Here is a 21346-nt window from a genome sequence, read left to right as displayed (position 1 = left end):
CAGCGGTGAAAGTTCCGCCTTGCGGCGCGACTGTGAGTTTTTCGGTAAAAACGGGGAGTATGAGCAACTACAACGATGCACGATTCCCCGGACCCGACCCCTATGCCCCGTTGAAGGATCTTCCGAGCTTCCCGCTCTCCTCCAGTGACTTCGAGGACGGCGGCACCTTCAAGGAGGAGCAGCTCGGCGGCCAGGATGTCTCCCCGCAGCTGGCCTGGTCTGATCTTCCCGAGGGCACGAAGTCTCTCGCTATCACCTGCTTCGACCCAGATGCCCCTACGGCCTCTGGTTTCTGGCACTGGGCTGTGTTCAATATCCCCGCCGATATCACTGAACTCGCCACCGGCGCCGCCAATGATGGCACCCTGGAGTCTCTGGGCGATGTTGTCTCGCTGCGCGGCGATTCTGGCTCCCGCGGTTACTTCGGGCCGCAGCCGCCGGAAGGCCACGGCCCCCACCGCTATCTCTTCGCGGTGCACGCCGTCGATACCGAGAAGCTCGACATCGATCCGGACGCCACCCCCACGGTGCTCGGCTTCAATCTCTACTTCCACTCGCTCGGCCGTGCGATCACGTGGGGCTGGCACGAGAACTCCTAATCTCGCCGCCCTCTGCCAAGGCCAGCGCCCCCGCATTCGGTGCGGGGGCGTGCATATAACCCCAGCGTGGGGTAGTGTTTTGAATCACTATGGGAAAAAAGAAGCGTTCTCGGCCCCGCACTACTCCGGCATCCTCCGCGCAGCGTGCCCGCACACCGCGGGCGCAGGCTGAGCCTCCCGTGGTCGTCGTCCCTCCGTTTTTGCGCGTTGGCGGCGCCTTTTTGGCCCTAGCCATAGTCTTGGCGCTGTTTACGCTTATCAGCCTGATCACTGGCGGTCTGACCGGTTTCTTTCCCGTGACGTGGGGGTTTCTGCTGATCATCGTCTCGGCCATGCTCTTGGGAGCCTTCGGCACCACTCACCGCAATGAGGAACGCACCACCCGCCATATCGTGGTGCTGGTGGTTGCTGTGGGCCTCGTCGTGTTTAGCCGCTTCATCACCACCGAGCCGATTTATATCTTGGAATCGTGGTGGCTGCCGGTCTACGCCACCATGGCTCTTATCTGTGCGCTGGTGATCCGCCGCACCGTGGCATAGCCGCTCAGGGGAGTCGAAGCACGGCAGAAAAATAAGGGCGGGCCCAGCGAGGGCCGCCCTTTTTCCTATGGTGTGCTGGTTCTAATCCACCCACGCCTTGCCGCAGCCGACGGCCTCGCTGAGCGAGGAGAAGCCGTGGGCACGAACCTGGTGGGCGATACCCTTATGAATATCGCGGATCCAGTCGGGGCCGCCATAGATCAGGCCGGTGTAGCCCTGCAATAGGCTGGCGCCGGCAGCGATGCGCTCCCAGGCTTGTTCGGGGGTCTCGATACCGCCGACACTCACCAGCACCAGCTGATCGCCCACGTGCTCCCGCAGGAGTCGGAGCACCTCGAGGGAACGGGCGGCCACCGGCGGGCCGGAGATGCCGCCAGCTCCCATGGCCTCAACCTCGGTGGGGTCGGTGCGCAGCCCCGCACGGGAGATGGTGGTATTGGTGGCTACGATGCCGGCGAGCTTGAGTTCGAGGGCGAGATCGGCCACGGCCAGCACATCCTCGTCCGAGAGATCGGGGGCGATCTTCACCAACACCGGGGTGGTGGTGGATTCGAGGACCGCCTCCAGAATGGGACGCAGGGAGTCCACTGCCTGCAGATCGCGCAGGCCAGGGGTATTCGGCGAGGAGACGTTCACCGTGACGTAATCGGCTAGATTGCCCAAGAGGGTCGCGGAGCGCCGATAGTCGCTGGCGGCGTGGGCGGCGTCCACTACCTTCGTCTTGCCGATGTTGATGCCGATGACATCGTCCGAGTTACGGCGCTTGAGGTTTTTGGCCACCGCTGCGGCGCCATCGTTGTTAAAGCCCATGCGGTTGAGAATGGCGCGGTCTTCCGGCAGGCGGAATAGCCGCGGGGTGGGATTGCCCGGCTGCGGGGAGGCCGTGACGGTGCCGAGCTCGGCGTAGCCGAAACCAATCGGGGTCCAAGCATCTGGGGAGTTGCCGTTTTTATCGAAGCCTGCCGCCAGCCCCAGGGGGCGGGGGAAACGCACGCCGAAGATGTCTTGGGCCAGGATTTCGTCGTGCACCGGCAGGATCTTCTCCAGGCCGCGGTTGAGGGGCCCGGTGGTCTGCAGTACGGAGAGGCCGTTATTGATGATCCCGTGGATGCGTTCAGGACGCAGGGTGAACATCGCCTTCAAGGCCTTGTTATAGAGGGTGGAACGGAACGAAGATGAGGCCATACAGGGGTGTCCTTAAACGATGAGTATCAACGGTGAATCAGGGGAAAGTCCGCCGGCGCCGACGACAATAGCCGCTGCTAGGAGTCGAGGAACTGAATGCCATCGCCGCTAGCCGAGGCAAGAACCTTGGTGCCATTATCCATCACAGCCAAGCTCGTGGCATCGGCCACGGTGGAGTAGCGCTGCTGCTCGAGCGGCTCGCCGGTGGACAGGTCATATCCCACGAGGCTATTGGTGCCGGTGGATGCCACCCAGGCCAGCTGCTGGGAGGAGTCCCAGGCCACCGCCCACGGGCTGCGGTCAACGGGCATTGATTGATGCAGGCGCACCACATCGAAGCGGGTATATACCAAGAGCTGATCGCCTTCGGTGTCGGCGGCGAGGAACACACCCTGATCGCCGGGGGCGACCGTGCCGACACCGGCGCCGGCGCGCAAACGTCCGCCCTCCCGCTGCTGCTCCCTGTCGAGGCCTTGAATAGTGGTGAACTTGCGGTTGATCACCACGACCGGGTCGAGGTGATCGGCATAGGTAGTGGACACCAGCTGATCTACCGTGTCGGTCATCGAGATCTCGGTGGTGGCCGTGGGATCGTCATGCGGGAAGGTAATGATGCGTGAGGAATCTGCGGCGGCAGCCACCACATCGCCGGTGCTGGTTTGGGTGGCGGTGGTGAAGTTCTCCTCGGCGGTGCGCGTATTCTCCAGCGTCGGCGCGGCGGGGTCGATGAGATACACCACGCCGCCTTCTTCCGTGCTGTCTACTGCCTGCGGGCAGGCGAGCACAAAGTCGGTAGCGCCAGCGCTGAGTTCTCCACAGTCCTCGGCGATATCGATAACGGTGAAGTCCTTGTCCTCGAACTCTTCCCGCGTTCCGATACCGAGCCGATCGCCGGAGCGCACAGCAATATGATCGCCGAGAACGGCCAGCCCGTCGATCGTGCTGAACTCGCCGCCGAGCGTGAACACCTCACCGTCCACGTTCTCCGCGGCGGGGGAGCGTTGCGCCTCTGCCGATCCGACCGGACGAGCCTGTTTTCCGGGATCGTCTCCACTGGATCCGCAGGCGCCCAACACCAGAGCGGAGGAGGTCACAAGTGCTGCTAGAACTAGATTCCGACGCTTCTTCACAACGCTTAAGGCTACCAGAGCGCTCTCAGAGCGAAATGTCGTCTAAGGCCTCAATGATCGCCTTGGGCAGCTGCACCTCGGTCGCGGCGAAGGCCTCCTCGCACTGCTCCAGCGTGCGCGCCCCCACCAGGGTGGCGTCGACCCCAGGTTGGGCCAAGACCCAGGCGATGGCCGCCGTGGTGGCAGAGATATTCAATCCCAGAGCCGCCGTAGTCAGTGCTTCGACGATGGCGCGATCGCGTGCCTCGGAATAGGCGTGGGCCTCCGCGCTGCGCCCCTGAGCGGAGGCATTCTGCTCGCGATACTTGCCGGTCAGGACCCCATGGGCCAGCGGCGCACCGGCGATAAACCCCACTTGGTGGTGGTGCGCCGAGGGCAAAAGCTCCTGCTCGGGTAGGCGATTGAGCAGGTTGTATTCGCCACTGGCGGCCACCACCCCTCGGGCGGCCACAGGCGCGGCGGCACGCAGCACGGCGAGTTGCCAGCCGCTGAGCCCACGCGCGCCGACATAGCGCACCCTGCCCGTGCGCACCGCATAGTCGAGGGCATCGGCGACCTCCGCCACGGGAGTGAGCTCGTCCCAGTAGTCGATGGAAAAGAGATCGAGATGATCCGTTCCGAGCAGCCGCAGATAGCTATCGAGCTGGTTGAGCAATCCGCGGCGGGAGCAATCGACGCGACGGCCCACCGGCTGATCCGGCAGCGTGCCCGCGGCGGCAGAGATGATGAGATCCTCCCGAGAGATCTCAGACCCCAGAAATGTACCGAGGTACTCTAATGCGGCCGTGCCGGTGGTGTGCTGCGGGGTGACGTCGATAAGCGACGCGCCGGCGCTGGTGAACAGGCGCAGAATCTCGCTCGCCGCCTCCCGATCGGTGCCCGCACCCCATGTCAGGGTGCCTAGTCCTAAGCGCGGGATGCGCAGTCCGCTCCGTCCTACATTGGTTTGTTCCACGCCTTAAGAGTAGTAGCCTCTAACGGGTGAACGACGTAATCGCTGCACAGGCCCCCGAAACGATGTCATGGACGCAAACCATTGTGCTCTCCATCGTGCAAGGCCTCACCGAGTTTCTTCCCGTGTCCTCCTCTGGGCATTTGCGCATCGTCTCCAGCTTGTTCTGGGGCGCCGATGCCGGTGCCTCCTTTACCGCCGTGGTCCAGCTCGGCACCGAGCTCGCGGTGCTGGTGTACTTCGCCAAAGACATCTGGCGCATCCTCACCGGCTGGTTCGCCGGCGTAGTCGATAAAAACAAGCGTGGCTTCGACTACCGCATGGGCTGGATGGTCATCGTCGGCTCCATCCCCGTGGGCGTGCTGGGGCTGCTGCTCAAGGACCTCATCCGCGACAACTTCCGCAATATGTGGATCACCGCCACCGTGCTGATTCTGTTCTCCTTCGTCTTCATTTGGGCGGAGCGCGTGGGCAAAAAACAGCGCAGCTATGACGAGCTGACCATGAAGGATGCGCTGACCATGGGCTTTGCGCAATGCCTGGCCCTTATTCCCGGCGTCTCCCGCTCCGGCGGCACCATCTCCGCCGGCCTGCTCGTCGGCCTGGATAGGGAAGTGGCCACCCGCTTCAGCTTCCTGCTCGCTATTCCCGCCGTACTCGCATCGGGGCTATTTTCGCTTCCCGACGCTTTCGCGCCGGACGCCGGCCAAGCCGCCAGCGGCCTGCAGCTGCTGGTCGGTACCTCGATCGCCTTCGTGCTGGGCTATGTCTCCATTGCCTGGTTGCTCCGCTTCGTGGCCAATAACTCCTTCGCGTGGTTCGCGGCCTACCGCATCCCCTTCGGCCTTCTCGTGATGGCGCTGCTCGGATTCGGAGTTCTGCAGGCCTAGGGAGTTATCTGCGCCTGTGCCCGTGGCTATCGCCCCGCTCTTTGATCCACTCTGCGATGGATTAGAGTGGGGCGCATGCATTCTTGGCCTCAACCTGATGTTCCTGCCCTGAGCGGGGACTGCGTAGAACTTCAGCTATACGACACCGCAGATCAGTGCGTGCGCCCCGTCCACCCCGCAGCAACCGCCGGGATGTACGTGTGCGGAATCACCCCTTATGACTCGACGCATCTAGGCCACGCGGCAACCTATGTCGCCTTCGATCTCATCTACCGCCAGCTCCTGGATAACGGCCACGAGGTGGTCTACGTCCAAAACGTTACCGACGTCGACGACCCCCTATTTGAGCGCGCCGCCCGCGATAATGTGGACTGGCGCGAGCTTGGCGACGACCAAACCACGCTCTTCCGCTCGGATATGACTGCGCTGAAGGTGATCCCGCCGCGCGATTTCGTCTCGGTGTCCGAGGCCGTCGGCGAGGTGATTACGGTGGTGCAGCAGCTGCTGGACAAGGGCGCCGCCTATGTGGTGGACGATCCGGAGTATCCTGATATCTACGCGCCGATCGACGCCACCGAGCACTTTGGCTATATCTCCGGCTATACCGCCGAGCAGATGCGGGACGTCTTCGCCGACCGCGGCGGCGATCCCGATCGCCCCGGCAAGCGCCACCCCTTGGATGCGCTGATTTGGCGCGCCGCCCGCGAGGGCGAGCCGAGCTGGGACGCCCCCTTTGGTGCGGGCCGGCCTGGCTGGCATATCGAGTGTTCCGCGATCGCCAATAACCGCCTGCAGGATATCTTCGATATTCAAGGCGGCGGCTCCGACCTGGCGTTCCCGCACCACGAATTCTCCGCCGCCCACTATGAATCGCTCACCGATTCCCAGCGCATGGCTGGGCACTATGTGCACGCCGGAATGATCGCCCTCGATGGGGTGAAGATGAGCAAGTCCCTGGGCAATCTCGTCTTCGTGCATAAGCTCACCGCTGCCGGTCACGAGCCGGCCGCCATTCGCCTCGGCATCTACTCCTCGCACTATCGCGGGGACCGTGACTGGTCCGATGCCGTCTTGGCACGCGCGGAAGAGCGCCTCGCCGCCTACCGCGCCGCGATGGCCGCCACCACCGATGAGGCTGCCGCGCAGCACCTGGTGCAGCAGCTGCGCGAACGCTTGGCTGCGGATCTTGACACCCCGGGGGCGCTGGAGGCCGCAGATGCCTGGGCCGCAGCGCAGGATACGGAGGGTACGGAAGCAGCGTCCCGGCAGGAGCAGCTCTCGGCCGCAGGCGAGTATGTGCGCACCGCCTTCGACGCCCTGCTTGGCGTGGAACTCTAACTAGCTCTGCCGACACCGCGATCCAGCTTGGGGTGGGGCTGGCCGCGGTCTCCGAGGCTGCGCGGCGGCGGGTGCTCAGGCAGAATACTCATCATGAGCCAGACCACGCCCACACCGCGCAGCCATTTCGATTCCCAGATCAGCACGCTATGTGCTGATCTCAGTGACTTCGCCACCGGCGCCTATCTCTCCGACGGTGATACCGACTACTGGGAGGAGCCCTATCCACCGGCCATCGTGCCACTGGTGGAATCCGTGCTGCGGGGCTTTCTCGATCGCGCCTATCGCTGCGCCGAGGAGACCGGCACCGCGAGCGAGACGGCGCTGCACCGCGAGGTAGATGCCGCCATCACCGAACTCGAACGCATTGACCGCAGCGTCGATTATGCCCTCCTCGATACCGAGGAATCCGCTGAGTTCAGTGATTTTTTCCGCGCTGTATGCCGCAGCCTCGGCGCGCCGCTAGAGCAGGAGTGGGAGCTCGGCGAGTCCGCGAACGACACCGAGTAGACGCTGCTGAGCTGCGCCTTCCGGGCACCTTCGCGCTGGCCGATAAGCACCGGCGGGGGTAGAGAGAGCGGAGCTCAGGCACTGATTAGACCGCTCGGTTTCTTGCGAGCAGGGCCATTGGCTTGGATCACACGCTAGTTGCGTACTAAGCTGTCTATTTCATGAGCCAGATTGACGCTATTTCGCAGATCACCACCCCGCCTCTTGCCGAGGTTCTCGGCACCCGCGTGCTCGTCGGCGATGGGGCCATGGGTACCCAGCTGCAAAACTTTGATCTGGACTTAGACAGCGACTTTCTGAATCTCGAGGGCTGCAACGAGATTCTCAACGTCACCCGCCCCGATGTGCTCCGCGAGATCCATCGCGGCTTCCTCGATGCCGGTGCCGAGCTGGTGGAGACCAATACCTTCGGCTGCAACCTACCGAACCTGGCCGATTATGACATCGCCGATCGCTGCGAGGAGCTGGCCTACGCGGGCGCGCAGATCGCTCGCGAATTGTGCGATGAATACTCCGCTGCTGACGAGGCCACGCCGCGCTATGTGCTCGGCAGTCTCGGGCCAGGCACGAAGCTGCCTTCCTTGGGTCACGCCCAGTTCGGCGATCTCAAGCAGTACTACTATCTGGCCGCCAAGGGCCTGCTCCGCGGCGGGGTCGACGCCTTCCTAGTGGAGACCGCCCAGGATTTGCTGCAGGTCAAGGCCGCTATCCACGGCATCCATCAGGCCGAGGCAGAGCTGCAGGCCAGTCGGCCGATTATCTGCCACGTCACCGTGGAAACCACCGGCACGATGTTGCTCGGCTCCGAGATCGGCGCCGCCCTCACCGCTCTGGAGCGGCTCGGTATTTCCATGATCGGCCTCAACTGCGCCACCGGCCCGCACGAGATGAGCGAGCACCTGCGCTATCTGGCCACCCACGCCTCGGTGCCGGTGTCCGTGATGCCCAATGCTGGCTTGCCGGTACTCGGGCCCAATGGCGCCGAATATCCCCTCACGCCCGTAGAACTCGGCGATGCGCTGGCCCGCTTCGTCGATGACTATGGTTTGGCCATGGTGGGCGGCTGCTGTGGTACGACGCCTGAACACATCCGGGTTGTCGTCGACAAGCTCGAGGGCAAAAGGGATAACCCGACCGCACGGCCCCAAGAAGAGCCGGAGGATACTGTGTCCTCGCTCTATACGGCGGTGCCTCTCACCCAGGACACCGGTATCACCATGATCGGCGAGCGCACCAACGCCAATGGTTCCAAGGCCTTTCGTGAGGCGATGCTGGCTGGGGACATGGAGACCTGCCTGGATATCGCCAAGACCCAAACCCGCGATGGCGCGCACATGCTCGATGTGTGTATTGACTATGTGGGCCGCGATGGCCGCGAGGACATGGCGCGCTTTGCAGAGCTGCTGGCCACCTCCTCCACGCTGCCGATCATGATCGACTCCACCGAGCCCGCCGTGATCGAGGCGGGGCTGGAAAAACTCGGCGGGCGCTGCGCGGTGAACTCGGTGAACTTCGAAGATGGAGACGGCCCCGATTCCCGCTATCGCCGCATCATGGAGCTGGTGCAGGCGCACGGCACCGCGGTGGTGGCCTTGACCATCGACGAGGAGGGCCAGGCCCGCACCGCAGAGAAGAAGGTGGAGATCGCCACCCGCCTCATCGAGGACATCACGGGCACCTACGGGCTGCGGCACGAGGACATCATCGTCGACTGCCTCACCTTCCCGATCTCGACGGGACAGGAGGAGACCCGGCGCGATGGCATCGAAACGATCGAGGCCATCAAAGCACTCAAGGCGAAGTATCCACGGGTGCACACCACGCTGGGTCTGTCCAATATCTCCTTCGGGCTCAATCCGGCAGCCCGGCAGGTGCTCAACTCGGTGTTTCTCTCCGAATGCATCAACGCGGGCCTCGACACCGCGATCGCGCACTCCTCCAAGATCATCCCCTTCAACCGCATCGATGAGCGCCAGCGCGAGGTGGCGCTGGATATGGTGTACAACCGCCGCAGCGAGGACTATGACCCTTTGCAGGTGTTCATGGAGCTTTTCGACGGCGTCTCCGCGGCCTCTGCCCAGGATGCCCGCCAAGAAGCCCTCGCCGCTCTGCCGCTGCTCGACCGGCTGGCACAGCGCATCATCGATGGCGAGAAAAACGGCATGCAGGAGGATCTCGACGCCGCGATGGCGGAAAAGAGCCCGATTGCCATCATCAATGAGGACCTGCTGCGGGGCATGAAGACGGTGGGTGATCTCTTCGGTTCCGGAGAGATGCAGCTGCCCTTCGTGCTGCAGTCCGCCGAAACCATGAAATCGGCGGTGGGCTATCTCGAAAGCTTCATGGAGGCCTCCGATAACACCGGGTCTAAGGGCACCATCGTGCTGGCCACGGTGAAGGGTGATGTGCACGATATCGGCAAGAACCTAGTGGATATCATCCTCTCCAATAATGGCTACACCGTGGTGAACCTCGGCATTAAGCAGCCGATCGCCACCATCGCCTCCGCGGCGAAGGAACACGGCGCCGATGTCATCGGCATGTCGGGACTGCTCGTGAAATCCACCGTGGTGATGAAGGACAACCTGCTCGAGCTCAACGAGCTCGCGGAGCGCGAAGAAGCGGATCGTTATCCCGTGCTTCTCGGTGGGGCGGCGCTGACGCGCACCTATGTGGAAGACGATCTCGATGCGCTCTATCACGGCGATGTGTTCTACGCCCGCGATGCCTTCGAGGGGCTGCGGCTGATGAACGAGGTCATGCAGGATGCCCGTGGCGACAAGGGCCAACTCAGCGAGGCCGAGGCAGCCGAGAAAGCGAAACGCGAGGAGAAGAAGAAGGCGCGCCGTGAGCGCCGCGAACGCTCCAAGCGTATTGCCGCCGAGCGCAAGGCCGCCCAGGAACCAGTGGAGGTTCCCAGCCGCTCCGCAGTAAGTATCCCCGAAGAGGTCGCCACCCCGCCGTTCTGGGGCACCCGCGTGGTCAAGGGTATTGCCTTGAAGGAGTATATGACGTGCCTCGATGAGCGGGCCCTTTTCCTCGGGCAGTGGGGATTGCGCGGCAGCCGTGGCGACGGCGGACCAAGCTATGAAGAACTCGTAGAGAGCGAAGGCCGGCCGCGCCTGCGCGCGTGGATTGATCGGCTCAAGCCCGAGAGGATCCTCGATCATGCCGCCGTGGTCTACGGCTACTTCCCGGCCGTATCGGAGGGCGATGATGTGGTGATCCTCTCCGAGCCCCGCCCGGATGCCCCAGAGCGGATGCGTTTTAGCTTCCCCCGGCAGCAGCGCGGCAAGTTCCTGTGTATCGCCGATTTCATCCTGCCTTGGGAGGAGGCGCGTGCCCGCGGCACGGTGGATGTGTGGCCGATGCAGCTGGTGACCATGGGCCAGCCCATCGCTGACTTTGCCAATGAGCTCTTTGCCAAGGACAACTACCGCGACTACCTCGAGATCCACGGCATCAGCGTTCAACTCACCGAGGCCCTCGCCGAGTATTGGCACGGGCGCGTCCGCGCCGAGCTGGCCTTCGCGGATGGCTCCGATGCGGCCAAGGCTGATCCCACCGACGTCAGCGGCTTCTTTGATCTCGAGTATCTCGGGGCGCGCTTTTCCTTCGGCTATGGTTCCTGCCCGAACCTCGAAGATCGAGCAGCACTCGTGGAACTGCTCGAGCCCGAGCGTATCGGCGTGGGCCTCTCGGAGGAGCTGCAGCTCCACCCCGAGCAATCCACCGATGCCTTCGTGCTCTATCACCCCGAGGCGAAGTACTTCAACGTCTAGCGCCGGCCGAAAACGGGGCGTGCGGTATCCTCGAACGCATGCTCACTGCCCCGAAACGGACCTTTGAAGACGAGCGCAGCGCCGTGTTCTGCCACTCTCCCCACGCTGTGTTCGCCACGCTGGAGCGTATCGGTGGCGAGAATGGCTGGTTCTCCCTGGCCCTGCCATGGGCCATCCGCGGTCGCGTGGACGAGCTGCTCGGCGGGCCGGGAATGCGCCGACCCAGGCGGCATCCGCGCACCCTGCGCGAAGACGATGCGGTGGGCTTCTTCGTGGTCTCCGAGATCGAGCGCCCCGAGCGGCTGGTACTGAAGGTCGCCGCACGGCTTCCCGGCAAGGCCACGCTCGCCTGGGAGATTCATGGCCACACCCTGACTCAAAGGGCGCGCTTTCATAGCACCTCCGTGGTCGGCAATCTCTACTGGTACGCGCTTTTGCCCATCCACCTCTTCATTCTTTCTTCCATGCTCAAAGGGATTATTCGTAGTGCTTAAAGCTATTTTCTGGGATATGGACGGCACCCTTGTCGATTCCGAACCGCTCTGGGGGGTGGCTACCTATGAACTCTCCGAACAGATAGGGCGCCGGCTCACCCCAGAGCTGCGGGAAAAGACAGTGGGCGGCAATTTCGATAACACGCTGGCTATCTGCGCCGCCCACGCCGGGGTAGAGGTGGCCGATCTCGACTATGAGGGCTTGCGCGAGCAGATGTATGCCCGGGTGACCGAGCTCTTTGATAATCAGCTGCAGCCGGTACCGGGAATGCGCGCGCTCTTGGGCGAATTCTCTCGCCGCGGCATCCCCATGGCGATCACCACCAACACCCCGCGCGCCTTGGCTCATCACGCAGTCTCTGCGGTGGGGGAGCACTTCTTTGACACCGCCTTCTTTGGCGATGAGGTGCCCCGGGCCAAACCGGCGCCGGACATGTACCTTCTCGCCGCCCAGCGATACGGCCTCGACCCCCATGATTGCCTGGTCTTCGAGGACTCGGCCACGGGCATGCAGGCTGCAGCCGCAGCTGGTTGTCGGGTAATCGGCGTAGTGGCGGATGCCACGACACCCACGCCCGAGCGGGTGCGTACCCTCGCCGAACTCCATGGCTCCATCGACTTCTCCACGATCACCGCCGATATGGTCGAGCAGTGGTTCGAGCAGCTGCCCTAGCCCTACGCGGCTGCCCTCGCTGTAGGGGAAAACACCGCCTCAGCGCACGCCCGCGGCGGCTCTGTGAAAGAATGATCGATTGTGAAAGATTTTGAATCGCTGTATGAAGAGCTCCTCGACCGCAAGAAGAATCGGCCCGCCGATTCGGGCACTGTAGCCGCCCTTGATGCCGGGGTCCATTCCCTAGGCAAAAAGGTTATTGAGGAAGCCGGCGAGGTGTGGCTCGCCGCGGAGTATCAGTCGGATGAGGAACTCGCCGAGGAACTCTCGCAGCTCATCTACTGGTCTCAGGTGATTATGGTGGCTCGTGGCATCCGCCCCGAGGACGTGTACAAGTACCTCTAAGCACGATCGACGGCGCCCCGCAACGGGCGCTCCTTTACTCAGTGCAGCGCAGCATGCACCCCACAGCGCTCCCGCGGCACTAAGCAGCGCCCAGTGCGACCCAGCGTAGAAAGCGAGCTAGATCATGTTGAAAGTAGCTGTCCCCAACAAGGGTTCCTTATCCGAGAAGGCCATGTCCATCCTCACTGAGGCCGGATATCCCTCCCGCGGTGATTCCAAAGCGCTGACCGTGATGGACACGCGCAATGACGTCGAGTTCTTCTTCCTTCGCCCCAAGGACATCGCCATCTATGTGGCCAGTGGCCAATTAGATCTCGGCATCACCGGCCGCGATTTGGCCGCGGATTGCCGCGAGGAGACCGAGGAGGTGCTCGCCCTCGGCTTCGGCGATTCCACCTTCCGCTTTGCCGCGCCCAAGGACGAGCAGTGGAGCATCCCGGATCTGGAAGGCGCCCGCATCGCCACCTCCTATCCCAACCTCGTGCGCTCCTTCCTGCAGGAACACGACATCGATGCCAGCGTCATCCGCCTCGAGGGCGCGGTGGAGATCTCCATCAAATTGGGCGTGGCCAATGTGATCGCCGATGTGGTCTCTACCGGCCGCACCCTGCGCAAGCAGGGCCTCGCTCCCTTCGGTGATCCGATCATCACCTCCGAAGCGGTGGTTGTGGGCCGCAAGGGCCACCAAGTCACCCAGGAGCAGCGCGTGCTGCTGCGCCGTATCGAGGGCATTTTGCACGCCCACAACTTCCTGATGCTCGACTACAACGTCGAGGCCGACAAGCTCGAGGAATGCGTGGCCATTACTCCCGGCCTATCCGGTCCCACCGTCTCGCCGCTGGCGCTGGAGAATTGGCGGGCGGTGCGCGCCATGGTGCCGCGGGAGGACGCCAATACCGTCATGGATCAGCTAGCCGCCGTTGGCGCCAAGGCCATCCTCGCCTCCGAGATCGCCATCGCCCGCATCTAGCCGCGCCCGCGCTCAACGGTCGCTGCGGCCGAGGAACTCTACGCTCCGCCACTACCCGCATACATACGGGTTGGCGGCGCCATAGCCAGCCCACTTCCACCCCCGAAATAGGTGGAGGTGGGCGTTCTGTGTTTCTGGGGGAGCGGCCGCCGGAGCCGCAAGGCTCGCTTCTGAAACCGCAACGTGTTCTCAGCTCGGGAGCGCAGACGATGGGGGATACTCAGCACGGATATTGATCCAGTACAACCGTTATACAAAAACTCTTCATTTCCTCTTATATTCGCCCCGATCTCTTTTCTGCCGAGACTCTTGCGGCCCGATTCGCCGCGCCAGAAGCGGCGTTACCATTGGGTGGATAGACAAAGAATCGAGTGAATTGAAAGGGTTCGCATGGCTTCGACCTCCGCTTTTCGTACTGAAGAAGACCTGCTGGGAGAAATGCAGGTTCCGCAGGACGCTTATTATGGCGTGCATACCCTGCGGGCGATGCAGAACTTCCAGATTTCCGGCACCACCATTAATGACGTCCCTGAATTTATTAGGGGAATGGTGATGGTGAAAAAGGCGACGGCTATGGCCAATCATCGGCTCGGGGTGCTGGCAAAGGATAAGGCGGATGCCATTGTGTGGGCCTGCGATCAGATTCTGGACCATGGGGTAGCCATGGACCAGTTCCCGATCGACGTCTTCCAAGGCGGGGCAGGCACCTCGGTGAATATGAACACCAATGAGGTGGTGGCCAACCTCGCGCTCGAGCACATCGGGAAGAACAAGGGCGAATACGTCTTTATCAATCCCAATGACGATGTGAATATGAGCCAGTCCACCAATGACGCCTATCCTTCCGGTTTCCGGCTCGGCGTCTATGCGGCCGTGCAGGACGTGGTGGCCAAGATCGACGCCCTCTGCGAGGCCTTCGCGGCCAAGGGCGAGGAATTTTCTGGCGTCATCAAGATGGGGCGCACCCAGCTCCAAGACGCCGTTCCGATGACCTTGGGTGATGAGTTCACCGGCTTCTCGGTCAATCTGGGCGAGGAGCACGAGGTGATCCAGCACGCCGCCCACCGGCTGCTCTCCCTGAACTTGGGCGCTACCGCCATTGGCACGGGGCTCAATACCCCCGAGCGCTATCAAGACACCATCATCGAGGCGATGCGGGAGGTCACGGGGCTCGATATTTCCGCCTCCGAGAACCTCATCGAGGCCACCAGCGACTGCGGCGCCTATGTGCTGCTGCACGGCGCCTTGAAGCGCGCCGCCATGAAGCTGTCCAAGATCTCTAATGACCTGCGCCTGCTCTCCTCGGGCCCGCGCGCCGGCCTCAATGAGATCAACCTGCCGGAGATGCAGGCGGGGTCCTCGATCATGCCGGCAAAGGTGAATCCGGTGATCCCCGAGGTCGTGAACCAAGTGTGCTTCAAGATCTTCGGCAATGACAGCGTGGTCACCTGGGCCTCCGAGGCCGGCCAGCTGCAGCTGAACGTGATGGAGCCGGCCATCGGCCAAGCGATCTTCGAGAGCATCTCGCTTCTGGGCAATGCCTGCGACACTCTGCGTGAGAAGTGCGTGAATGGCATCACCGCCAATGAGCAGGTGTGCCGCGACTACGTGGATAACTCCATTGGAGTGATCACCTATCTCAACCCCTTCATTGGCCACCACAATGGCGATCTCATCGGAAAGGAGGCGGCCCGTACCGGCCGCAGCGTGCGGGAGCTCGTCTTGGAGCGTGGCTTGCTCGATGAGGAGACACTGGACGAGGTGCTGAGTGTGGACAATCTCATGCACCCGAAGTTCAAGGCCGCGCACCAGCAGCAGGAGCAGCAGTAGCTCTACCTGCTGGGCGCTAGGGGAGCAGTACCTTCACCCAGACACCCCCATACGTGAGGTAGGATGTCTCGGGCATGGGGATGAGCCGCGCTATCACTGGCTCATCTACTGCCCCTTTATTGGCATGCCTCGAAGCTATTTTCCATGCGTGCTGTGGCGTTGGCTCGCCCGCTGCGCATCTCCCTCGCACTGGCTCTAGGCATGCGGTGTCCGCCTGTGCGCTCATGCCTTCCACACGAGACGTGAAGGCCCCTGCCGCAGCGCAGACGGCACGTGTACGTACCTGTTGTAGTGCTGAGGGCTTCTCTGAGGCCCTCAGGTGTGGGATGCGCTAGGCGGTGTCTGCAGCCGCGGGCGCGGTTGTGCTCACCGCAGCGCAGCATCCCAAAGATGTGAGGAGCCCTTCGTGCTTGTTGCCCTACAGATCCTTATTGTTCTCGCGGCGATCGTCCTCGGTGCCCGGCTCGGCTCGATCGCCATTGGTTTTGCCGGCGGCTTGGGCGTGCTGCTGCTGGGAGCCACGGGCGTGCCCGTGAGCCGAGAGGACATCCCCTTCGATGTCATCGGCATCATCATGGCCGTGATTGCCGCTATTGCCGCGATGCAGCGCGCCGGAGGTATGGACTATCTGGTGCACTGGGCAGAAAAGGTCCTGCGATCCAATCCGAAGCGGGTAACCTACTACGCGCCGGTGGTCACCTATCTCATGACGCTGCTCGCCGGCACCGGCCATACTGCTTTTTCCACCCTGCCGGTGATCGCCGAGGTGGCCAAGGAAGGCAAAGTCCGCCCCTCGCGTCCCCTCTCGGTGGCGGTCGTGGCCTCGCAGATGGCCATCACGGCGTCCCCGATCTCCGCAGCGGTGGTGTTTATGGCCTCGATCATGGAGCCACTCGGGGTGGGGTATCTGCAGCTGCTCGCGGTGGTGATCCCCGCGACATTCCTCGCGATCTTCCCCACAGCCTTTCTCGCCAATCGCTCGGGCAAAGAACTCGAGGACGATCCCGTCTACCAGTCCCGCCTGAAACAAGGGCTGGTCTCCCCGCCACAGGGCGCACGGGACTATACCGCTCCCGCTGGGGCGCGTGCCTCGGTGCTGATCTTTCTCGCGGCTATCGCGCTGGTGATGGTCTATGCCACCCTGATCTCCGAGCAAGTGGGGCTGATCAGTGATCCGAGCCTGCCGCGCAATGAGGCGATTATGACGATCATGCTCAGCACCGCCGCCATCATCGTGATGGTGTGCAAGATTCCGGCGGCAGAGATTGTGGGCACCCAGGTGTTCAAGGCCGGTATGAGCGCCTGCGTCTGCGTCATGGGCGTGGCCTGGCTGGGCACCACCATTATCAATAACTACCTGGAGCAGATCACGGCCTTCTCGGCGGACTTCCTCACCGATTACCCCTGGACTCTGGCGGTGATTCTCTTCTTCGCCGCAGCCCTGCTGTACTCCCAGGCCGCCACCACCAAGGCGCTCATGCCGGCCGCCCTAGCCGTGGGCGTTGCCCCGCTCACGGCCGTGGCCTCCTTCGCCGCGGTGTCCTCGCTCTTTATCCTGCCCACCTATCCCACGCTGCTGGCCGCAGTGGAAATGGACGATACCGGCTCCACCCGCATCGGCAAGGCAGTGTTTAACCATCCCTTCCTCGTACCGGGCACCGTGTGCATCGCCCTTGCCGTGGGGCTGGGCTTTCTCATCGGTGGCGTCGTCCTCTAGCTGGATGCGCCTTTACGATGCTGGTGCGCAGCGACGATGCTGCGCACCGAACCATAGCCGGCGACGAGCCAGTGGAAGACGAGGAGCAGCAAGAAGGCGTGGCTCAGCGCCGCGAACAGTGGCATGTGCATACCCAAAAAGTGGGTGCCGAGCGCGAGTGTTCCCACCGGGAAGGTCAGCGCCCACCAGCCGGGATGTACCGGCATCGTGCTCAAGAAACCGCTATAGCTGAGATAGAAGGCTGCCAGCAGCATCGGAATGCCGAGCAGCATCATCACCAGCCCATAGACGTCGGCGATATGCAGGATATGGCTGGCAGGCTCCGGTTGCGCGAAGGATGCTGCCTGGCGCGCGATCACCTGCGCCGCCGCGCTCGACTGGCCAATAATGCCCAGCGGAATCCACGCCGAGGTCAGCGCCGCCGGCGGCAGGGGAGAGCGTCGCCACGCATGCACATAGGACAGCATAAAGACGATCGAGGCCAGCACGAGGGCGATGAAGAAACAGGCGGTCGACGCCATAAGCAGCCACACCTTGGCGCCTGTCGACGCCAGCTGCGGTACCTGCGAGGCGCCCGTAGTCGCCGCCACCATCGGCGCGACGATCGGCAGTCCCCATACTGGGCGCGGCTCGGCGAGGCGGTTCCTGATGATCACATAGCCCATGCCGAAGGCGCCGATGATGCCGATCGTGGTGCCGATCAGCCACATCAGCATGTCCACGTTCCAGGCGGCATCCATCACCCCTGCTGGGGCCTCCCAGGCCCCCAAGACCACGGGAGTGGCCGCGCCCACCGAGAGATAGCCCATGGCCACCATGCCCCAGCCGGTGCACTGGCCGGTATCGGTAATCGAGGTAAAAAGCACGGCCCGATCACGCCGCGAACGGCGGAAAAACGCGGCGGTGATGCCCACCAGCATCAGCCAGCCCAGCACGAGCATGACTGTGCCGAGCAGGCGCAAGCCACCGACGGTGATGAACAGATTAGAAAGGATGCCGGTACCCATTACCGCACCGAACCAGGCGGGACCGGGTCCGGGAACGAGGAGGGGACGCTGCCTGCCCAGAACGCGGGCGTGCGGCAGGGAAGGGCGAGCCTGAGAGGTGGTTGTTTCTTGAGTCACGTCTACCACTGTGCCAGCACCGTGATGTGGAGAGTAGACCGCCTCTTCCGATGCGGTCACAAGCGCTGCCTGTGAGGGTTACTATCAAGGCATGTCGCTTAGTGATCTTCCTGATCTTCGCGCCCTCCAGATCCTGGTGGATAGTGCCCGCTTAGGCTCTTTTGGGGCTGCGGCCCGTGCCCATGGCTTGAGCCAACAGGCCGTCTCGGAACGCATGCGGAGACTCGAAGGCGAACTCGGTGTCACCTTGTTTCATCGCGGCCCCACGGGCACCCGACTCACCGCCGCCGGGGAGAAGGTGCAGGCCACCGCCCAGGAGATTGTGGGGGCCTCGGCTGCTTTGGGCGATGCGCTTGAGCTCGAACGCCATCCCGCTGCACCGAAGGTGAGCGTCTACGTCTCACGGACGGTGAGCGAGTACTACCTGCCGCGTTGGTTTGCCGCGCTACGCCACAGCCATCCGCAGGCCCAGCTGGAGATGGTCGCCGTCAATTCCGATCAGGTGGCTACCGCCGTGGCGCAGGGCCACACCAGTCTTGGATTTATTGAGTCGGTGAATGTTCCCGTCCCCGACTCTCTCGGCGGCCACCGGGTATTCAGCACCTCCGTCGTGTGCGAGGATCGGCTCTGTCTCGTCGTGCGCCCCGATCACCCGTGGGCGACAGCGGTCTCGGTGCGCAGCGCCGAGCTGACACGCACCCCGCTGATCCTGCGCGAGCATGGCTCCGGCACGCGGGAGGTGCTCGACATTGCCGTTGGGGTGCCGTGGGCTCCTCCCGTTGCGGAGGCGAGCAGCCCCATGGCGGTGATCAATCTCGCGCTCAGCACCGGCGCTCCGGCCGTGGTGCCGGCAATCAGCGTCGCCGAGCATTGTGCCAGCGGGGCGCTGGTGGAGGTGGATATCGCCGATGCCACGCTGCGCCGCCCCATTCGGGCGCTGTGGCGCACCGGATCGCGCCCGCGCGGGGCCGCAGCACTGATGCTGCGGGCGGCTCGCGAGGTGAGCGCACGCGAGGCACCGCCGCGCATACGACGAGACTAGCGATCCGGCCGCGCTCTACTTAGCGTCTTGGCCGGTCTCCTGCGCGGACTGCGCGGACTGCGCGGCGCTGACCTCGTGCAGGGGCAGCGTGTCCTGCGGCCCCGGCCAGCCGGGATACTCCGGCGGGATGCCACCGAAGGCGGGGCAGAGGGACTGATGCGCGCACCAGCCGCAGAGCTTCGAGGTGCGGGGCCGGAAGGTGCCGCTTCGACCATCGGCGAGGATCTTCTCCCAGAGCTCGCCGAGATCCCGCTCGAAATACTCCAGCTCTTCCTTGGAGGGGGTGAGAAACATCGAGTCGATCACCTTGAGATACATCAGCCGCAGCTGGTGCGGGATCACCCCATAAAGCCGCCAGTACACGAGGGCATAAAAGCGCATCTGAAAAGTGGCGTCGTGGGAATAGCGGGGTAGTGGCTTTTTGCCGGTCTTATAGTCCACCACGCGCACTTCCCCCGTGGGGGCGACGTCTACTCGGTCGATGAAGCCACGCACCGGCACCCCATTGGGCAGGGTGGTGTTCACATACATCTCGCACTGCTTGGCGTCGAAGCCCTGCGGGTTTTCCATCTCGAAATACCCCCGCAGCAGGGCGCGGCATTCCACGAGGAAATCATAGAGGTCCTCCTCGGGCACCAGCTCCAGCAGCTCCGGGTCTTTCTCCACCATCTGCGCCCATAGTGGCTTCAGCTTTTTCACGGCCCGGGGAAAGTCGCGGCTGGAGCGCTGCTCTTTGTGCATCTCCTCGAGCACTGCGTGCACGAGAGTGCCCTTGATCTGGGGCAGGGTCGTGGGCTCGGGGATTTTATCGATGGCGCGGAGGCGGTAGAGCAGCGGGCAGCGCTGGTAGTCCGAGGCGCGGGAGGGAGAAAGTGCTAGCTGTGCCATAGTGACTATGTAGTCTAAGCCTCCCCGCGCAAGCGTGGGGAGTAGGCGGCACTATCCTTAAGTGCCATGACCTCATTCCGCGACTTTCTGCTCTCCTCGCCCAGTTCCTTTCACGCCGCCCGCAGCGGCGCCGAGCTGCTCGCCGAAGCGGGTTTCCGCCCCTATAACCGCAGCCAGCCCTTCGACGCTCAGCCCGGCGGCCACTATCTCGTGCGCGGCGGGGCGCTGCTCGCGTGGTGGGTGCCGGCGAAGGCCAGCGCCACCTCGCCGCTGCGCATTATCGGCAGCCATACCGATTCGCCAGGCTTCAAGCTCAAGCCCCATGCCGATAGCTACCAGCATGGATGGAACCAAGTAGAAGTAGAGGTCTATGGCGGCCCGATCTTCGCCTCGTGGTTGGATCGGGATCTTGCCCTCGCCGGCGAGCTGGTGCTTCACGACGCCACCTCGCGGCTCGTCCATACCCCGGCGATCGCCCGTATCCCGCATCTCGCTATCCACTTAAGCCGCGACAACGATATCTCCCTGAATAAGCAAACCCAGCTGCATCCCATCGCCGGATTCGGCCGCCCCGACCGCGCGGTGATTCTCGAAGAACTCGCCCGCTGCGCCGAGGTGAAGGTAGAGGATATTGCCAGCTTCGACGTGATCACCGTCGATGCCCAGCCCCCGGCGCTGCTGGGCGCCGAGCAGTCCATGCTGGCTGCTGGGCGGCTGGATAATCTCTCCAGCCTTTATCCCTCGCTGCTCGCCCTGCGCCAGGCTGCCGCAGCAGAACCGGACTCGATCATGGTGCTCGCCTCCTTTGACCACGAGGAAGTGGGCTCCCAATCGCCCACCGGCGCCGGCGGGCCGCTGCTGGAGGAGGTCCTGAGCCGGCTCTGCGCCGCCCTCGGTGGCGATCGGGAGGAGTATCACCAGATGCTGGCGCAGGCCAGCTGCCTATCTGCCGATGCCGCACATGCGGTGCACCCCAACTACGCAGACAAGCACGCCCCCGAGCATCTGCCGCAGCTCGGCCAGGGGCCGGTGACGAAGATCAACGCCAATCAGCGCTATGCCACCACCGCCCACACCTGGGCGCTCTGGGAGCGCGCCTGCCATGACGCCGGGGTTCAATGCCAGCAGTTCGTGGGCCGCAACGATGTTCCTTGTGGCTCGACGATCGGCCCGATCAGCGCCACGCGTCTGGGCATCGACACAGTGGATGTGGGCATCCCCATGCTGTCTATGCACTCCGCCCGCGAGCTGGCCGCGCCGGAGGATGTGGATAACTTCGCCACCGCGATGCAGGCCTATCTGCTGTCCTAGAACCCTCTTTCGCCTCTCATACCCTTA

At 63.4% G+C, this 21346-nt stretch carries 19 protein-coding genes; 14 read left to right on the top strand and 5 right to left on the bottom strand.

The features are described from left to right. The first annotated feature begins 59 nt into the window (after positions 1-59). Positions 60-599 carry a YbhB/YbcL family Raf kinase inhibitor-like protein gene (locus tag KR227_RS00480; protein WP_218363259.1) on the top strand — a complete coding sequence of 180 codons (540 nt, stop codon included), beginning with the start codon at positions 60-62 and terminating at the stop codon, positions 597-599. An 89-nt stretch (positions 600-688) separates the two neighbouring features. Next, a complete protein-coding gene (locus KR227_RS00475) occupies positions 689-1138 on the top strand; it encodes a hypothetical protein (RefSeq protein WP_218363258.1) in 450 nt (149 codons plus the stop codon). An 81-nt stretch (positions 1139-1219) separates the two neighbouring features. Here KR227_RS00475 and KR227_RS00470 read toward each other — a convergent pair whose 3' ends face one another. The 3 genes from KR227_RS00470 to KR227_RS00460 all read right to left on the bottom strand — a co-directional run bounded on the left by KR227_RS00470 (position 1220) and on the right by KR227_RS00460 (position 4408). Next, complete coding sequence (locus KR227_RS00470) at positions 1220-2323, bottom strand: quinone-dependent dihydroorotate dehydrogenase (RefSeq protein WP_218363257.1); 1104 nt, start codon at positions 2321-2323, stop codon at positions 1220-1222. A gap of 77 nt (positions 2324-2400) precedes the next feature. Beyond that, a complete protein-coding gene (locus KR227_RS00465) occupies positions 2401-3417 on the bottom strand; it encodes a YncE family protein (protein WP_218363256.1) in 1017 nt (338 codons plus the stop codon). Positions 3418-3478: 61 nt separating this feature from the next. Next, positions 3479-4408 carry an aldo/keto reductase gene (locus KR227_RS00460; RefSeq protein WP_218363255.1) on the bottom strand — a complete coding sequence of 310 codons (930 nt, stop codon included), beginning with the start codon at positions 4406-4408 and terminating at the stop codon, positions 3479-3481. Positions 4409-4470: 62 nt separating this feature from the next. On the opposite strand from KR227_RS00460, the gene KR227_RS00455 reads away from it, so the two are divergent. From KR227_RS00455 to KR227_RS00410, 10 genes are all read left to right on the top strand, one after another. Then, positions 4471-5295 (top strand): undecaprenyl-diphosphate phosphatase, encoded by an 825-nt coding sequence (locus tag KR227_RS00455; RefSeq protein ID WP_151528874.1) that lies wholly within the window; start codon positions 4471-4473, stop codon positions 5293-5295. Between the two features lie 75 nt (positions 5296-5370). Further along, entirely contained in the window at positions 5371-6633 is a 1263-nt protein-coding gene (mshC, locus tag KR227_RS00450; RefSeq protein WP_218363254.1) for a cysteine--1-D-myo-inosityl 2-amino-2-deoxy-alpha-D-glucopyranoside ligase, read from the top strand. Between the two features lie 93 nt (positions 6634-6726). Further along, positions 6727-7143 (top strand): hypothetical protein, encoded by a 417-nt coding sequence (locus KR227_RS00445; RefSeq protein WP_218363253.1) that lies wholly within the window; start codon positions 6727-6729, stop codon positions 7141-7143. A 161-nt stretch (positions 7144-7304) separates the two neighbouring features. Continuing rightward, on the top strand, positions 7305-10925 hold the full coding sequence (gene metH, locus KR227_RS00440) for a methionine synthase (RefSeq protein ID WP_255548998.1): 3621 nt from the start codon (positions 7305-7307) through the stop codon (positions 10923-10925). A gap of 38 nt (positions 10926-10963) precedes the next feature. Further along, entirely contained in the window at positions 10964-11419 is a 456-nt protein-coding gene (locus tag KR227_RS00435) for a DUF2867 domain-containing protein (protein ID WP_218363252.1), read from the top strand. Beyond that, complete coding sequence (locus KR227_RS00430) at positions 11412-12092, top strand: HAD family phosphatase (protein WP_218363251.1); 681 nt, start codon at positions 11412-11414, stop codon at positions 12090-12092. The genes KR227_RS00435 and KR227_RS00430 overlap by 8 nt, the downstream gene beginning before the upstream one ends. Before the next feature lie 81 nt (positions 12093-12173). Then, entirely contained in the window at positions 12174-12437 is a 264-nt protein-coding gene (locus KR227_RS00425; protein WP_151548577.1) for a phosphoribosyl-ATP diphosphatase, read from the top strand. Between the two features lie 124 nt (positions 12438-12561). Next, on the top strand, positions 12562-13407 hold the full coding sequence (gene hisG / locus KR227_RS00420) for an ATP phosphoribosyltransferase (protein WP_218363250.1): 846 nt from the start codon (positions 12562-12564) through the stop codon (positions 13405-13407). Positions 13408-13797: 390 nt separating this feature from the next. Next, the gene (gene aspA / locus KR227_RS00415) at positions 13798-15237 is read left to right on the top strand and encodes an aspartate ammonia-lyase (protein WP_218363249.1); all 1440 of its coding nucleotides are present in this window, start codon (positions 13798-13800) and stop codon (positions 15235-15237) included. Positions 15238-15643: 406 nt separating this feature from the next. Then, on the top strand, positions 15644-16954 hold the full coding sequence (locus tag KR227_RS00410) for an anaerobic C4-dicarboxylate transporter (protein ID WP_218363248.1): 1311 nt from the start codon (positions 15644-15646) through the stop codon (positions 16952-16954). Here KR227_RS00410 and KR227_RS00405 read toward each other — a convergent pair. Further along, positions 16951-18078, bottom strand: a complete 1128-nt coding sequence (locus tag KR227_RS00405) for a TDT family transporter (RefSeq protein WP_218363247.1) — start codon at positions 18076-18078, stop codon at positions 16951-16953. The genes KR227_RS00410 and KR227_RS00405 overlap by 4 nt on opposite strands. A gap of 91 nt (positions 18079-18169) precedes the next feature. Between KR227_RS00405 and KR227_RS00400 the strand changes: the two genes are divergently transcribed. Further along, a complete protein-coding gene (locus tag KR227_RS00400) occupies positions 18170-19120 on the top strand; it encodes a LysR family transcriptional regulator (RefSeq protein WP_218363246.1) in 951 nt (316 codons plus the stop codon). A gap of 15 nt (positions 19121-19135) precedes the next feature. Here KR227_RS00400 and KR227_RS00395 read toward each other — a convergent pair whose 3' ends face one another. Further along, the gene (locus tag KR227_RS00395) at positions 19136-20008 is read right to left on the bottom strand and encodes a RecB family exonuclease (RefSeq protein WP_255548997.1); all 873 of its coding nucleotides are present in this window, start codon (positions 20006-20008) and stop codon (positions 19136-19138) included. A gap of 66 nt (positions 20009-20074) precedes the next feature. Here KR227_RS00395 and KR227_RS00390 point away from each other — a divergent pair, with 66 nt between their 5' ends. Further along, positions 20075-21319: a M18 family aminopeptidase gene (locus KR227_RS00390; RefSeq protein ID WP_218363245.1), complete on the top strand. Its 1245-nt coding sequence runs from the start codon at positions 20075-20077 to the stop codon at positions 21317-21319. Positions 21320-21346 lie beyond the last annotated feature (27 nt).

Source organism: Corynebacterium sp. TAE3-ERU30, from assembly GCF_019209925.1.
GTDB lineage: Bacteria > Actinomycetota > Actinomycetes > Mycobacteriales > Mycobacteriaceae > Corynebacterium > Corynebacterium megadyptis.
This window is presented reverse-complemented; position numbering and strand designations above follow the sequence as displayed.

Excerpts from the sequence above, each read along its gene's own strand:
- KR227_RS00470 (WP_218363257.1), bottom strand. The coding sequence starts at position 2,323 with ATGGCCTCATCTTCGTTCCGTTCCACCCTCTATAACAAGGCCTTGAAG.
- hisG (WP_218363250.1), top strand. The coding sequence starts at position 12,562 with ATGTTGAAAGTAGCTGTCCCCAACAAGGGTTCCTTATCCGAGAAGGCC.
- KR227_RS00390 (WP_218363245.1), top strand. The coding sequence starts at position 20,075 with ATGACCTCATTCCGCGACTTTCTGCTCTCCTCGCCCAGTTCCTTTCAC.
- KR227_RS00435 (WP_218363252.1), top strand. The coding sequence starts at position 10,964 with ATGCTCACTGCCCCGAAACGGACCTTTGAAGACGAGCGCAGCGCCGTG.
- mshC (WP_218363254.1), top strand. The coding sequence starts at position 5,371 with ATGCATTCTTGGCCTCAACCTGATGTTCCTGCCCTGAGCGGGGACTGC.
- aspA (WP_218363249.1), top strand. The coding sequence starts at position 13,798 with ATGGCTTCGACCTCCGCTTTTCGTACTGAAGAAGACCTGCTGGGAGAA.
- KR227_RS00480 (WP_218363259.1), top strand. The coding sequence starts at position 60 with ATGAGCAACTACAACGATGCACGATTCCCCGGACCCGACCCCTATGCC.
- KR227_RS00400 (WP_218363246.1), top strand. The coding sequence starts at position 18,170 with ATGTCGCTTAGTGATCTTCCTGATCTTCGCGCCCTCCAGATCCTGGTG.
- metH (WP_255548998.1), top strand. The coding sequence starts at position 7,305 with ATGAGCCAGATTGACGCTATTTCGCAGATCACCACCCCGCCTCTTGCC.
- KR227_RS00475 (WP_218363258.1), top strand. The coding sequence starts at position 689 with ATGGGAAAAAAGAAGCGTTCTCGGCCCCGCACTACTCCGGCATCCTCC.
- KR227_RS00445 (WP_218363253.1), top strand. The coding sequence starts at position 6,727 with ATGAGCCAGACCACGCCCACACCGCGCAGCCATTTCGATTCCCAGATC.
- KR227_RS00455 (WP_151528874.1), top strand. The coding sequence starts at position 4,471 with ATGTCATGGACGCAAACCATTGTGCTCTCCATCGTGCAAGGCCTCACC.
- KR227_RS00395 (WP_255548997.1), bottom strand. The coding sequence starts at position 20,008 with ATGGCACAGCTAGCACTTTCTCCCTCCCGCGCCTCGGACTACCAGCGC.